This is a genomic window from Sandaracinobacteroides saxicola, from assembly GCF_014117445.1.
GTDB lineage: Bacteria > Pseudomonadota > Alphaproteobacteria > Sphingomonadales > Sphingomonadaceae > Sandaracinobacteroides_A > Sandaracinobacteroides_A saxicola.
In genome coordinates this window covers 413,178-426,032 of the sequence record NZ_CP059851.1, presented here as the reverse complement: position 1 = coordinate 426,032, position 12,855 = coordinate 413,178, and the positions used below count along the sequence as shown (strand labels likewise).

18 protein-coding genes are annotated in these 12,855 nt (G+C 67.4%); 3 read left to right on the top strand and 15 right to left on the bottom strand.

Annotation, left to right across the window (positions count from 1 at the left end):
- Window positions 1-46: 46 nt before the first annotated feature.
- The 10 genes from yihA to H3309_RS02075 all read right to left on the bottom strand — a co-directional run bounded on the left by yihA (window position 47) and on the right by H3309_RS02075 (window position 6,565).
- Window positions 47-682 (bottom strand): ribosome biogenesis GTP-binding protein YihA/YsxC, encoded by a 636-nt coding sequence (yihA, locus tag H3309_RS02120; RefSeq protein WP_243453812.1) that lies wholly within the window; start codon window positions 680-682, stop codon window positions 47-49.
- A 4-nt stretch (window positions 683-686) separates the two neighbouring features.
- Window positions 687-2,486 carry a membrane protein insertase YidC gene (yidC, locus tag H3309_RS02115; protein ID WP_182297073.1) on the bottom strand — a complete coding sequence of 600 codons (1,800 nt, stop codon included), beginning with the start codon at window positions 2,484-2,486 and terminating at the stop codon, window positions 687-689.
- A gap of 17 nt (window positions 2,487-2,503) precedes the next feature.
- Window positions 2,504-2,722 carry a membrane protein insertion efficiency factor YidD gene (gene yidD / locus H3309_RS02110; protein WP_398399314.1) on the bottom strand — a complete coding sequence of 73 codons (219 nt, stop codon included), beginning with the start codon at window positions 2,720-2,722 and terminating at the stop codon, window positions 2,504-2,506.
- Window positions 2,719-3,033, bottom strand: a complete 315-nt coding sequence (gene rnpA, locus H3309_RS02105) for a ribonuclease P protein component (RefSeq protein ID WP_182297071.1) — start codon at window positions 3,031-3,033, stop codon at window positions 2,719-2,721. Before rnpA ends, yidD begins: the two co-directional genes overlap by 4 nt.
- A 17-nt stretch (window positions 3,034-3,050) precedes the next feature.
- Window positions 3,051-3,185, bottom strand: a complete 135-nt coding sequence (rpmH, locus tag H3309_RS02100) for a 50S ribosomal protein L34 (RefSeq protein WP_182297069.1) — start codon at window positions 3,183-3,185, stop codon at window positions 3,051-3,053.
- 74 nt (window positions 3,186-3,259) lie between these two features.
- Window positions 3,260-3,643: a type II toxin-antitoxin system VapC family toxin gene (locus H3309_RS02095; RefSeq protein ID WP_182297067.1), complete on the bottom strand. Its 384-nt coding sequence runs from the start codon at window positions 3,641-3,643 to the stop codon at window positions 3,260-3,262.
- A gap of 3 nt (window positions 3,644-3,646) precedes the next feature.
- The gene (locus H3309_RS02090; RefSeq protein ID WP_182297065.1) at window positions 3,647-3,955 is read right to left on the bottom strand and encodes an AbrB/MazE/SpoVT family DNA-binding domain-containing protein; all 309 of its coding nucleotides are present in this window, start codon (window positions 3,953-3,955) and stop codon (window positions 3,647-3,649) included.
- Window positions 3,956-4,017: 62 nt separating this feature from the next.
- Complete coding sequence (locus H3309_RS02085; RefSeq protein WP_182297063.1) at window positions 4,018-4,761, bottom strand: peptidase; 744 nt, start codon at window positions 4,759-4,761, stop codon at window positions 4,018-4,020.
- Window positions 4,762-4,765: 4 nt separating this feature from the next.
- Window positions 4,766-5,593, bottom strand: a complete 828-nt coding sequence (locus H3309_RS02080; RefSeq protein WP_182297061.1) for a transglutaminase family protein — start codon at window positions 5,591-5,593, stop codon at window positions 4,766-4,768.
- Window positions 5,594-5,605: 12 nt separating this feature from the next.
- On the bottom strand, window positions 5,606-6,565 hold the full coding sequence (locus H3309_RS02075; RefSeq protein ID WP_243453811.1) for an alpha-E domain-containing protein: 960 nt from the start codon (window positions 6,563-6,565) through the stop codon (window positions 5,606-5,608).
- 46 nt (window positions 6,566-6,611) lie between these two features.
- Between H3309_RS02075 and H3309_RS02070 the strand changes: the two genes are divergently transcribed.
- The gene (locus tag H3309_RS02070; protein ID WP_182297059.1) at window positions 6,612-6,863 is read left to right on the top strand and encodes a type II toxin-antitoxin system RelE family toxin; all 252 of its coding nucleotides are present in this window, start codon (window positions 6,612-6,614) and stop codon (window positions 6,861-6,863) included.
- Window positions 6,864-6,872: 9 nt separating this feature from the next.
- A complete protein-coding gene (locus tag H3309_RS02065; protein WP_182297057.1) occupies window positions 6,873-7,247 on the top strand; it encodes a helix-turn-helix domain-containing protein in 375 nt (124 codons plus the stop codon).
- A gap of 17 nt (window positions 7,248-7,264) precedes the next feature.
- On the opposite strand, the gene H3309_RS02060 is transcribed toward H3309_RS02065, so the two are convergent.
- The 3 genes from H3309_RS02060 to H3309_RS02050 form a co-directional block, all read right to left on the bottom strand.
- Window positions 7,265-8,788, bottom strand: a complete 1,524-nt coding sequence (locus tag H3309_RS02060) for a circularly permuted type 2 ATP-grasp protein (RefSeq protein WP_243453810.1) — start codon at window positions 8,786-8,788, stop codon at window positions 7,265-7,267.
- A gap of 33 nt (window positions 8,789-8,821) precedes the next feature.
- Window positions 8,822-10,036: a DUF6600 domain-containing protein gene (locus tag H3309_RS02055; RefSeq protein ID WP_182297056.1), complete on the bottom strand. Its 1,215-nt coding sequence runs from the start codon at window positions 10,034-10,036 to the stop codon at window positions 8,822-8,824.
- Between the two features lie 103 nt (window positions 10,037-10,139).
- A complete protein-coding gene (locus H3309_RS02050; protein WP_182297054.1) occupies window positions 10,140-10,667 on the bottom strand; it encodes a GGDEF domain-containing protein in 528 nt (175 codons plus the stop codon).
- A gap of 80 nt (window positions 10,668-10,747) precedes the next feature.
- On the opposite strand from H3309_RS02050, the gene H3309_RS02045 reads away from it, so the two are divergent.
- The gene (locus H3309_RS02045; protein ID WP_182297052.1) at window positions 10,748-11,452 is read left to right on the top strand and encodes a TMEM175 family protein; all 705 of its coding nucleotides are present in this window, start codon (window positions 10,748-10,750) and stop codon (window positions 11,450-11,452) included.
- Here H3309_RS02045 and H3309_RS02040 read toward each other — a convergent pair.
- Together H3309_RS02040 and H3309_RS02035 are read right to left on the bottom strand one after the other, a co-directional pair.
- On the bottom strand, window positions 11,381-11,632 hold the full coding sequence (locus H3309_RS02040) for a CBU_0592 family membrane protein (protein WP_182297050.1): 252 nt from the start codon (window positions 11,630-11,632) through the stop codon (window positions 11,381-11,383). The genes H3309_RS02045 and H3309_RS02040 overlap by 72 nt on opposite strands.
- Window positions 11,629-12,813: an MFS transporter gene (locus H3309_RS02035; RefSeq protein WP_182297048.1), complete on the bottom strand. Its 1,185-nt coding sequence runs from the start codon at window positions 12,811-12,813 to the stop codon at window positions 11,629-11,631. Before H3309_RS02035 ends, H3309_RS02040 begins: the two co-directional genes overlap by 4 nt.
- Between the last annotated feature and the right edge of the window lie 42 nt (window positions 12,814-12,855).

Here is a 12,855-nt window from a genome sequence, read left to right as displayed (position 1 = left end):
GCCCCTGTTATTTGCCCCTGCTGAACGTGCGCGCGCGTGACGCCGGTCACGATCCCAGGAACGCCGCCTCCCACACCGCCAGCCGCAATTCGGCGATGCCCGTCCCCTTCTCGCTGCTCGTCGCGATCAGGCCGGGAAAGGCCGCCGGTTGCTTGCGCGCCTCGTCGGCCATCCGCTCCAGCATCGCCGCCAGCGCCGTCGGCTTCACCTTGTCCGCCTTGGTCAACACGATCTGGTAACTGACCGCCGCCTTGTCCAGCAGCGTCATGATCTCCTGATCCACAGCCTTGAACCCGTGCCGGCAATCGATCAGCAGCAGCACGCGCTTCAGCACCACCCGCCCGCGCAGATAGTCGCCGATCAGATACTGCCACTGCCGTACGATGTCCTTGGGCGCCTCGGCAAAGCCATAGCCCGGCATGTCGATCAACCGCATCACCGGCGGCGCGCCGACATCGAACACGATCAGTTCCTGCGTCCGCCCCGGCGTCACGCTGGTCCGCGCCAGCCCATGCCGCCCTGTCAGCGCGTTCAACAGGCTCGATTTCCCCACATTGCTGCGCCCGGCCACCGCCACCTCGGGCAGCGTCGGCGGCGGCAAGATGTCCAGCCGCGGTGCCGCCAGCAGGAACTCCACCGGCCCGGCGAACAGCCGCCGTCCATCCTCCAGCGATCCCGCCACCAGCCTATTTCGCTCCGGCGGGCGCGGGCGACGGATATTTGCGGATCAACACCCACTGCTGCGCGATGGAGACCAGATTGTTCACCACCCAATAGAGCTGCAACCCGGCGGCGAACGGTGCCATCATGAACATGAACAGCCACGGCATCCAGGCGAACACCTTGGCCTGCAACTCGTCCATCGGCTGGGGATTCAGCTTGAACTGGATGTACATGGTTACCCCCAGCAGGATGGTCAGCAGCCCGATGTGCAGGATGCCGGGCGGCGTGAAGGGCAGCAGGCCGAACAGGTTCACCGGCGTCAGCGGGTCCATTGCCGACAGGTCCTTGATCCACAGCGCCAGCGGCTGGTGCCGCATCTCGATGGAAATCAGCAGGGTCTTGTACAGCGCGTAGAAAATCGGGATCTGCAACAGGATCGGCAGGCAGCCGGCCAGCGGATTGATCTTCTCCCGCTTGTAAAGCTCCATCATCTCCTGCTGCTGCTTCAGCTTGTCGTCCTTGTACTTCTCCTGCAACTCCTTCATTTTCGGCGCGAAAACCTTCATCTTCGCCATGCTGGCATATTGCCGGTTGGCGATCGGGAACAGGATCAGCCGCACCAGCAGCGTCAGGCCGACGATCGCCAGCCCGAAATTGCCGGTGAACTTGAACAGCCAGTCCAGGATGAAGAAGATGGGCTGCGCGATGAACCAGAACCAGCCCCAGGCGATGCTGCGGTCGAACAGCTTCACCCCCAGCCCGTCCCGCACCGCGTTCACCGCCGCCACTTCCTTTGCACCGGCGAACAGATGCGTCGTGCTCGCCACCACCGTGCCCGGCGCCACCACCTGCGCCGGTGCCAGGAAATCGGCCTGATACCGGTCACCCGCGCCATGGGTGAAATTGGCGTCGATCGCCGTCTTCTGGTTGGGGATCAGCGCCGCCAGCCAGAATTTGTCCGTGATGCCCAGCCAGCCGCCGGTCGAGGCGAACTTTTGCGGCCCATCCTCGCGCAGCTTGTCATAGTCGATCTCGCCTTCCTTCAACGTGCCGTCCAGAACGGCGATCGGCCCGACATGCAGGTTGAAGCTGTTCACTTCTGGCCCCACGCCGGTGCGATTGACATAGCCATAGGGCCGGAACGCCACTGCCGCCGCGCCCCGGTTCACCACCCGCTGTGTCACGGTGAACAGATAGGCATCGTTCACCGCCAGCACGACTTCGAACGTCAGCCCGTTCGCGCCCGCCCAGCTGAACGTCACCGGCGTCTGCGGCGTGAGCTTGTCGCCGTTCGCCGTCCAGCGCGCATCCGCCGGCGGCGCCCCCGCGCCGGCCCAGCCGAACCCGGCGAAATAGGCGGCATTCGTGCCATAGTTCGGATTTGAATTGGCGTTTCGCCCGGTCACCGTCCCGTCTGACAGCTTATCATGGTGCACGATCGCACCCGACGGCGCGAACAGCCGCACCGCTTCCTTGCTGTCCACCGCCTGCGTATGCCGGATCAGCAGCAGGTCATCGATCCGCAGCCCCGCCAGGTTGATCGATCCGCGCAGGCTCGGCGTCTCGATCGCCACGCGCGGCGTCGCCGCCAGCACCGCGGGCAGCGGCGCATTCACCGGCACGGCCGCCGGCGCCACCTGTCCTGGTGCGGTCACAGGCGCCGCCACTGTCGGGGCGGCGGGCGTGGAGGCCGCAGGCGTGGCCGGTGCCGTCGCCGCCGGCTTGGCGGTCGGGAAGTAACGCTCCGTCAGGAAGGTCCAGCCGAACAGCACGAACGCCGACAGCACCAGCGCCAGAATCAGGTTGCGATTGTCACCGCTCACGCGCGCATTCTTTCAAATCAGGGAACAGGGTCAAAGCCGTGGCCACCCCAGGGATGGCATCGGCAGACGCGCCTTAGCGTCAACCAACCGCCTTTGACAGTGCCATGTCGCGTCACCGCCTCGATGCCATAGGCGGAGCAACTGGGCATGAAACGACAACTCGCCGGTAAAATGGCGGAGAAGCTCAGCTGCCAGCCGCGAAACAACGCCCGCAACAGCCGTGCCGACAGGCTCATGCCGCCGCCCTCGCCAACGCCTTCTCCAAGGTCGCGCGCAGGCTGTCGAACGAGGCCGTCAACGCCGCATCGCGCGCAATCAGCACATGGTCGGCATGCGCCACGCCCGAAACCGGCAGTATCTCCCGCGTCAGGGCGCGCAAACGCCGCTTGATCCGGTTGCGCACCACGGCATTGCCCAGTTTTTTCGTGACGGTCAGCCCCACGCGCATCGGTTCACTGGTGCCGCGGGGATGCACCAGTAAAACAAAAGCCGGGGTCGGCACGCGCCGGCCCCGGTTGGCAGCCAGAAAATCAGCACGGGCCCGCATGCGGCCCAGCGGCAGGCTCAGGCCGACAGCACCTTGCGGCCACGCCCGCGGCGCGCCGACAGCACCTTGCGACCACCCACGGTCGCCATGCGGCTGCGGAAACCATGCCGCCGCTTGCGGACGAGCTTCGAGGGTTGATAGGTGCGCTTCATCGAACCGGCCTTTTAGGGAATCATCAAAATCGAGCGCGGCGGATAGCCCGCACGCGTCGCGCGGTCAAGCCACGCTACCGGATCATCTCGACCTTCACGCCGATATCCATATCCGCCCACGCCCGATCCGCCGTCAGCGCCACGGCGTCCAGGGAAGCCGCCCGCGCCAGGCAGGCCCGGTCGCCCAATGAAAGGCCACGCGCACGCGTGCGGGTCCGCAGCAGGCCCGTGGCTATGGCATCATCTCCATCCAACGCGAGAACCGTGAGGCCTAGCGCAGCAATCGACGCGCGAACCGTATCGTCCGTGTAACCAGCATCGTTCAATTTGGTCACGACCTCGGCCAAGTTCACGGCATCGATAACGGATTGTTCCAGAACATCCACCACCCGCTCCCCGCCTGGTTCATGCAGGACCAGGGCAAGCACGGCCGACGTATCGAGCACATAGGCCGTCACCGCTCAGGCAAGACCTTGCCGAAGGCGATACGCATGCGTATCCGCCTCCTCCTTCGCTACTTCGGCGCGACGGTCGGCAAGCAGTTCGTCAACCAAGGAACGACCAGGATCATAAGCGGGGTCCGCCTTCAAGATGGCCTGCGCCCGCCTCACCCCTTCCTCAATGGCCGCCTGGCGCGTCATCACGCGCAACACTTTGCCCTCCACCCGCAGCTCCAGCTGGTCTCCCACCTCGATACCCAGTTCCCGTCGCACCTCCGCCGGAATCAGCATCCGCCCGCCGTGAAAAACCTTGGCATTGATCGCGTTCATCACAATATCCCATGATGTGCACTTAATCAGCGATGTTGCACATAATCGCCGAAATTGCAACCTTAGGGCAGCGCATAGGGCGGGGCCGGAATGTCCGCCTGTGCCTCCCGCAAAGCCTTCAGCCAGCGCGCCCCCAGCTCCATGTAATAGGGGTCGTCCTCCGCGATCCGGTGCGTCGCCGCCACCGATTGGCCCGGCCGCAGCACCAGCATGTCGATGGGCAGCCCGACCGCCAGATTCGACCGCATCGTGCTGTTCATCGAGATCAGCCCGATCTTCACCGCCTCCGCCAGACCGGTGCGATAGCTCAGCAGGCGGTCCAGGATCGGCTTGCCATATTTGTTCTCGCCGATCTGCAGATAGGGCGTGTCCATCCCGCATTCGATGCAATTGCCTTCGGGATAGACCAGGAACAAGCGCGGTGCCGCGCCGCCGATGCTGCCGCCCACCAGCAGCGTCACGTCGATCGACACATCGGCCTGGTTGACCGTGCTTTCGATGGCGGAGCGCGCCTCCGCCAGCGCCACGCCGACGATCTGCGCCACCTTGAACATGGTCGGCGCGGTCTCGATGTAATGCACCGTGTCCGGATCGCCCGGCAGGTGCACGCCCTCCTGCAGCCGGTTGATCGCCGCCTGCGTCGTGCTCAGCGATCCCGACGCCGCGATGCCGATGATGCGCTTGCCCGGCTCGCCATAGACCCTGAGCTTGCGATAGACATTGACATTGTCGATGCCCGCGTTGGTCCGCGTGTCGGCGAGCATCACCAGCCCCTCCTTCACCAGCAGCCCCATGCAATAGGTCATCGAATCAGCCCTGCGATTGCGTCTGGGCCGCCTTTTCAATGCCCCTGACCGTCACTGCAAGCCTTTCCGCGCCACCCCCGCGCCGGCTGCCGCGCACGGGCGACGCCTCCAGCGAATCCAGCCCGATGGCAACCCTGATGTGCCGCTCGCCCGGGCAAACGCCGTGCGTCGGGTCGAACCCCACCCAGCCCAGCCCGTCGATCCACAGCTCCGCCCAGGCGTGCGACGCCTCCTGGTCGGGATGATCCTCGGCGGCATAGTGGCCCGAGACATAGCGCGCCGGGATCCCGCGCGAACGGGCGCAGGCGATGAAGATCTGGCTGATATCCTGGCACACGCCGCGCCCCAGCCCGAATGCCGTCACCGCGTCGGTCGCGGCGTGCGTGGCGTCGGTGTCGAACGACACATGGTCCTTCACCGCCGCCATCAGCGCATGCCCCTGCGACAGCGCCGACGGCTCATTGCCAGCCGCCGCCGCGGCGAATGCCTGCAATGCCGCATCGAGCTCGGTACGGGCGGTCGCGCGCAGGTAATGGCCGGGCGGCAATGTTTCAGACAGCGGCCCCAGGATGCCCGCCGTATCCCGCGTCAACACCTCGCCCGTCACCGTCAGCGTCAACTCCGACACGGCGCCCGCGGCGTAGAAAATATGGCACAAATTGCCGTGCGGATCGGTGAACGGGTTCAACCAGCCGTCCGCGTCCATGTCGATCCGCCAGTTCAGCACATGCTGCGCGTCGCTCGTCCGTGGCGTCAGCCGCAACAGCTGCACGATGCCGTTCGCGGGCATCGCATAATCATAGCGCGTCTGATGATCGATCAGCAGGCGCAAGCCGGCATCCCCCTAGAACAGATATTGCTCGGCGATGGCCGCGCCGAAGGCATTGTTGTCGTCGATGAAGCTCGCCAGGAATTCGTGCAGCCCGCCCTGAAAAATCGCGTCGATATGCGTGTTGGACAGTCGCCGCAGCCCCGCCAGCGCCGCCCGGTGCGCCGGCCCGCGCCGGCCGCCATTGCCCGCCGCCAGCGCGTCCAGCAATCGCACCGCCTCCTCGTAGCAGGCCGCCAGGCTGCGCGGCATCGACCGGTTCAGGATCAGCAGGTCGGCGACCAGCCAGGGCTTCACCGCGTCGCGATACACCCAGCGATAGGCGGTCAGCGCGCTCACTGTCCGCAGCAGCGTCGTCCACTGGAAATAGTCCAGGCTGCCACCGATCGGCTCGGTGCGCGGCAGCAACAGGTGATATTTCACGTCGAGCAGCCGCGCCGTGTTGTCCGCCCGCTCGATCATCGTCCCCAGCTGCATGAACCAATAGGTCTTCTCGCGCAGCTGGGTACGATAGGCCGCACCCTCGAAGCTCTGCAAGGCTGCCTTCACCGCGTCCAGCACGCGCGTCAGCGTGTTGCGCGACGGGAAGCCCACGCCGAACCGCTGCACGTCCAGCCAGGCGCCGTTGATCGCCTCCCAGGTCTCGGTGGTCAGCGCCGTGCGCACGCTGCGCGCATTGCCCCGCGCGCGCTCCAGACAGGTGCGGATCGACGCATTGTTGTCGGGGTCGAGCGTCAGGAAATGCCCCACCGTCTCCTCGCCCACGGTTCGCCCGGTTTCTTCGAAGGCATAGACCATTGCCGCGGCGCGCAGCGCGCTCTCCCAGGCATTGCCCGCCCCGCCCATGCTGCTGGGCAGCGACGACAGCCGCATCGTCGCTTCGGTCAGCCGGCACAGATAGTCCGCCCGCTCGATATGCCGCCCCAGCCAATAGAGATTGGCCGCGTTACGCGAGAGCATGGCGGCCGCTCCCATCACATTTTCCTATTGCTTTTTGAACATGTTTTGTTATTAAAAGGCCATGCGAGCCATTCGCTACAGCCGGCTGGCGGAGCGCGCATTGAAACGCATGCCACGGCCGCACGCCGAAAGGATCGTGGACAAGATCGAACTGCTGGCCAGCAACCGTGCCGCGCTGGCCAACCAGATCAAGGCATTGAAAGGAATCGACGCGATGCGTCTGCGGGTAGGCGATTATCGCGTCATCTTCACCGAAACGCTGGATATTCTCGCCATCGTCAATATCGGCCCCCGCGGCAGCATCTACGAATAGGACAAGGCCATGCAGGACCCCCAATTCATCACAGCGCCGGACGGCAGCCGCCTCGTTGTCCTGAGCGAAGTCCTGTGGAACCGTCTTTCCAGGGTAGTCGAGGAAAACGCCGACCTCGAGGCTGCCCGCGCCGGTCTCGAAAGCATCGAATCGGACGGCGGCATTCCGGGCGAAGTTGTCCACGCGACCATTCGCGGGGCCCATCCCCTTGTCGCCTGGCGGCAATATCGTGGCATGTCCCAAGCCGACCTTGCACATCTCGCCGGCACCAGCCAGGCAGCCATCGCGCGGCTGGAGAAGGTCGAACCCGGCGCCGGCCGCCCCGCGACCCGTCGCAAGCTCGCCAAAGCGCTGGCCGCCCCGGACTGGGCGCTCGACGGCTGACCTCGCGGCGAGGCCGCTCAAGACGACAACTCGCCATTCAACGCCGCTCCGACGGCCGGCAGGTCGCCCGTCAGCACCCATGTGTCCTTCGTGCCGCCGCCCTGGCTGCTGTTCACCACCAGGCTGCCGGGTTTCAGCGCCACCCGCGTCAACCCGCCCGGCACGATCCGCACGCCATGGGCACCGCTCAGCACGAACGGCCGCAGGTCGACATGACGCGGCGCGATGCCGGCATCGGTCAGCGTCGGGCAGGTGGACAATGCCAGCGTCGGCTGCGCGATGAACTTTGCCGGATCGGCGCGCAACCGCGCCGCATAGGCGTCCAGTTCCGCCCGCGTCGCATGCGGCCCCACCAGCATGCCATAGCCGCCCGAGCCGTCCACCTCCTTCACCACCAGCTCCGGCAATCTCTCCAGCACATGGCCCAGCGCGTCCGGCTCCCGGCAGCGCCAGGTCGGCACATTGGGCAGCAGCGGCTCGGCGCCGGTGAAGAAGCGCACGATATCGGGCATATAGCTGTAGATCGCCTTGTCGTCGGCGATGCCCGTGCCGATCGCGTTGGCCAGCGTCAGGTTGCCGGCATGATAGGCGTTGACGATGCCCGGCACCCCCAGCATCGAATCCGGCCGGAACACCAGCGGATCGAGAAAATCATCGTCCACCCGCCGGTACAGCACGTCCACCCGCTTTGGCCCGTCGGTGGTGCGCATGAACAGGATGTCGTTGGTGACGAACAGGTCGCTGCCCTCCACCAGCTCCACACCCAGCTTGTCCGCCAAAAAGCTGTGCTCGTAATAGGCGCTGTTGTGCACGCCCGGCGTCAGCAGCGCCAGGCACGGCTCGCCCCGCGTGCTCGCCGGCGCCACGGATTGCAGCGTCGACAGCAGCATGTCCGGATAGGTCTCCACCGGCGCGATGCCCCCGCCCTGCCCGTGCAGCAGCAGCTCGGGCATCAGCCGCATCATCACCTCGCGGTTCTCCAGCATGTAGCTGACGCCGCTGGGGGTCCGGGCATTGTCCTCCAGCACATAGAATTGGTCGGGGCCGGTGCGCACCAGATCGATGCCGGCGATATGCACCCAGATGTCGCCGGGCGGCCGCCGCCCCACCATCGGCAGGCTGAACTGCGTGTTGCGTGCGATCAGCTCTTCCGGCACGATCCCGGCGCGCAGGCATTCCTGCGACCCGTAGATATCGCTCAGGAACATGTTCAGCGCATTGACCCGCTGCGTCAGGCCGGCTTCCAGCGCCGCCCATTCGTTGGCGGCGATGATGCGCGGCACGATATCGAAGGGGATCAGCCGCTCGGTCGCGTCCGGATCGCCATAGACCGCGAAGGTGATGCCGATCCGGCGAAAGAACAGCTCGGCCTGCTCCCGCCGCGTCTTCATCAGCCCGGGCGGCGCCGCCTCGATCCATTCCCGCACCCGGGCATAGGGCGGCGAACTGCCGGGCGGCAAGGCATCGCCCGGATAGACGGCCCCGTTGCCGAACATTTCGTCATAGGCCTGCACCGCGCTACATTGGTTGCGGCGCACCATTTATGCAATCGGGAATTCGCCCGTGCGCCGCCGCTACCGCGGTTGTTCCCTTGACATTTCACGCCGTTCCGCCGCCGGAGACGGCTCGGCCCGCGGCATCTCCATCCGCGGCGGCTCCATGCGCGCCGGCTCCATGCGTGCCGGCTCCGCCCGCGGCGGCGGCTCATAGCGCGGCGCCTCGACGCGCGGGATTGCCTCGCCGCCGAAACCACCCAGCGCGCCGCCGTTCACCGCCGGCGGGTCAAAGCGCTGCACCGGCACCGGCATGCGCGGCGGTGCCACCTCCGCCACCGGGGACGACCGCACCGGATCGGCCGGCGGCAGGCCGTCGCCGGCATCCGCCAGCGGGCGCCCGCGTCCGCCGCGGCCTCCCTCCGGTCGGTTTCCCGGCTGGCCCCAAGCGGGGCGTCCCTGCGGCGGCGTCCCGCCATTCCAGCCGGCGGCCGGGCGCTCTCCCCCGCGCCAGCCGTCCGGCCGCTCGCCCCGTTCCGGGCGACCATCGTCGTTCAGTCGCGGCCGCTCCGATTCCCAGCGCGGACGCGGGCCATCCCGCGGGGGCCGCTCGCTCCATTGCGGCGGGCGCGTGACCGGCGGCGGCGGCGCGGGCCGTTGCCAGCCGCCGTTCCATCCCGGCCGGCCGCCCCAATCGCCATTCCACGGCCGCGAGCGGTCATAGTGCCAGCGTCCGGCATCCCAGGGCACCACCCGGCGATACAGATCCCGCTGATAGACATAGCTGCGCGGCGCAAACACCCAGCTGATGCCAAACCCGCTGCCATAGCCCCAGCCATAGGGCGGGCGCGGCGCCCAGCCCCAATAATCGCCCGCGTCGCGCCAATCGACCCAGGCAGGCCCCCAGCGCGTGTCCGGCACCCAGAACCAGCCGGCGCGATTGTCATAGGCCCAGCGGCCATAATGATAGGTGGCCCAGCCGAACGGTTCGTCCGACCACCAGCGTCGGTTGCTGTCCCAGCGGCCGCGCGTATAGGGTCGCCAGTCCCGGCCCACGGTCGGAAACCAGACCCGCCCATAGCTGCCATAACTGTCCCAGCGGCCATAGCTGGACAGGGGGCGATAGAAATCATCGATGCTGCTGACCCGACGCTCGCCATAGCCATAGCCGCCGGCAATGCCGCCGCCATAGCCGGCGTCCGGGTAATAGCCGGCGTTGTAGCTGTCGACACAGCCGGCCAGCGCCAATCCGCCCAGCATCGCCAGCGCCGCCATCCGTCGGGGGTACCGCATCATCCATCTCCAGGGCACGCCACGTACCCAGCCGCCGCAGAATCCCACCGACGCGGTGAATGACGATTGAATGACGACGACCGGATGGTGGCGTGGCCGCCTCGCCTCACACCACGCGCAGCAGACCGATCGCCGGACTGTCGGCCACCACCCGGTCACCGCCCCGCACCTTCGCCAGCGCCAGCGCCCGGTCGGCCCGAAGCAGCAGCGTGGCCGCATCCCCCTCCGCCCGGCCGATGCTCAGCGTCGCGCCCGCACTTCGTGCCGACACCAGCAGTCCCTGCGCCAATGCCCCGGCCCGGGCCGCCGGTACCAGCGCCACGAACTCGTCACCACCGTAGCGCGCGATGAAATCCCCGCGCGGCCAGGTGGCCGTCAGCGCCAGCAACAGCGCATCGCCTGCGGCATGCCCGCGGGCATCGTTGACCGCCTTGAAGCGGTCGACATCGATGAACAGCAGCGCCAGCCCCGGCGCCGCGCGCGCCAGCGCCGCATCCAGTGCGCGCCGGTTGGGCAGGCCGGTCAGGGGATCGCTCAGCGCCTGGCGCCGCCAGCGCCGCGCGGCCCGCACGCCGAAAAACAGCGCCACCAGAAACAGCTTCACCGCGAATGCGATTGCCAGCGCCATTGCCATGCGCGTCCGCTATCACAGCGGCCACCGGTCGCCAAGCAACACGCTTGCCTCGCCCTCCTGGCGGTGCAATCCTTGATGGCATGCGCGAAGACGGCAACCGCTCCGATGCCGCGCGGCTCGACGCGTTCGTCGACGCCGCCTTCGCCTTCGCCCTCACGCTGCTGGTCGCCACCAACGCCGGCACCACCGGCACCCTGATCGCCGCCCTCGATGCCGCGCTCGCCAGCCTGCCGGCCTTCGTCTTCGGGTTCGCCGTGCTCGCCATGTTCTGGCATGAGCATGTCAGCTGGCGTCGCCTCGCTAGCAACGCCCACTGGAGCGCCACGCTGCTCAGCCTCGCCCTTGTGTTTGTGGTGCTCAGCTTCGTGCTGGCCCTGGGTCCGATGGCCGGCGCCATCGCGGACTATGCGCTCGGCGGCCACACCGGCCAGTTTCGCGGCGCCGACCTGCCCGCGCTCTACCGGATCTACGGCGCCGGCTTCGCCATGATGTGCGCGCTCGTCATGCTGCTGTTTCTCCAAGGGATGCGCCACGGCACCCCGGCCAACCCGCCGGAACTCCGCGGCCGCGCCATCATCTATGGCCTGATGGCCGGCATCGCCAGCCTGTCGGTGATCGTCGCCCTGATCCCGGCCACGGCCTTTTCCGCTGCCTTCGCCTATGCCCTGCTGCCGCCGGTCATCGGCTTGTTCGCCTGGCGCTTCGACTGGGGGTCAGGCGTCGCGCCGGATGGCCCACAGCGTCCACAGGCCGATCCCCACCCAGATCACGTTCAGCACCGCTGACGGGATCGCGCCATTGGCGCCGCTGTTCACCACGAACCCCGCCGCGCCCACCACATTCATCCACTGGAACGTGCGCGATCGCGCCGCGATCCGCCCCATGGACACCAGGATGTAGGCGCCCAGGATCAGCGAGGCGCCCAGCCAGCCCACCGCCTCGACAAGGATGGTCTCCGCGCTCACGCCGCCACCGCCCGCCCCACGCGCACCCGCAGCCAGAGCACCAACAGCGTCCCCACCATCGCCACGCCCGCCATCACCGCATAGCCCACCGGCCCGCCGCCGCGCTCGAACGCAGCGCCCGCCAGATAGCTCGCCACCGCCTGCGACGGCGCGGTTGCCAGCGCCATGAAGATCATCTGCGCCGTCGGCGTCCGATCATCGCCCCACATCGCCTGGATGCCGCGCATCGCCCCCAGAAAGGTGCAGGCGAAACTGGCGGCGTGCAGCAACTGCAACGCCAGCAGCAGCGGCAGCTCCGGCCCCGTCGCCATCAGCGACCAGCGCAGCATCGCGCCCACGCCGCCGATCACCATCAGCGTCGCCGGCCGGACATGCTCCAGATGGCGTGCCACCAGCATCAGGAACAGCGCTTCCGCCGTGGCACCCAGCGCGAACACCCACCCCGCGGTGGTCGCCGAAATGCCGAGTTCATCGATCCAGAGCTTGGTGCCGAAGATGTAGTAGAACTGGTGCGCCGCCTGGATGATGCCGCAGCCGAACATCAACAGCGCGAACTCCGTCCGCCGCACCATCGCCAGCCCCTCCCGCAGCCGCACCCCGAAGGGCGGCTCGTCCCCGCGCTCGACCGGCTCCGCAGACATCATGAAGGCCGACGCCAGCAGCGCCGCGATCAGCAGCGTCATCCACCACCAGATGGTCCCGTTGCCGCCCCAGTCCACCAGCATGCCGCAGGCGATGTTGCCCACCACGAAGGACAGGCTGGCAAGGCCCCGCGCCAGCCCATAGGTCGGAAAGCGGTCCGGCCGGGTCAGCCGCAACAGCGCCGATTCCAGGAACGCGATCAGCGCCCAGAAGGTCACCTCCGCCATCATCGCCAGCGCGAAGTTGACGGCATAGATCTCGCTCACCACCAGCCCTGCCATCGCCAGCAGCGTCAGCGCCGCCAGCATGCGGATCGGTGCCCGCCGGTCCCGCCGCCCGTCCGCCCAGGCGCCGAACAGCGGCCCCGACACGATGCGTGCCGCCCCCGCCAGCGAGATCAGCAGCCCCAGCTGCTCGCCCGTGATGTCCTTCACCTCGATGAGCCAGATCGGGAACCATTGGATCAGCCCGCCGAACGCCGCATAGAACAGGCACGCGGCCAGCATCGCCATCACGGCGGGGCGACGGGATGCGGTCATTCGGATCTCCACCAAGGTCGCGTGCCTTCAACCATGCTTGCG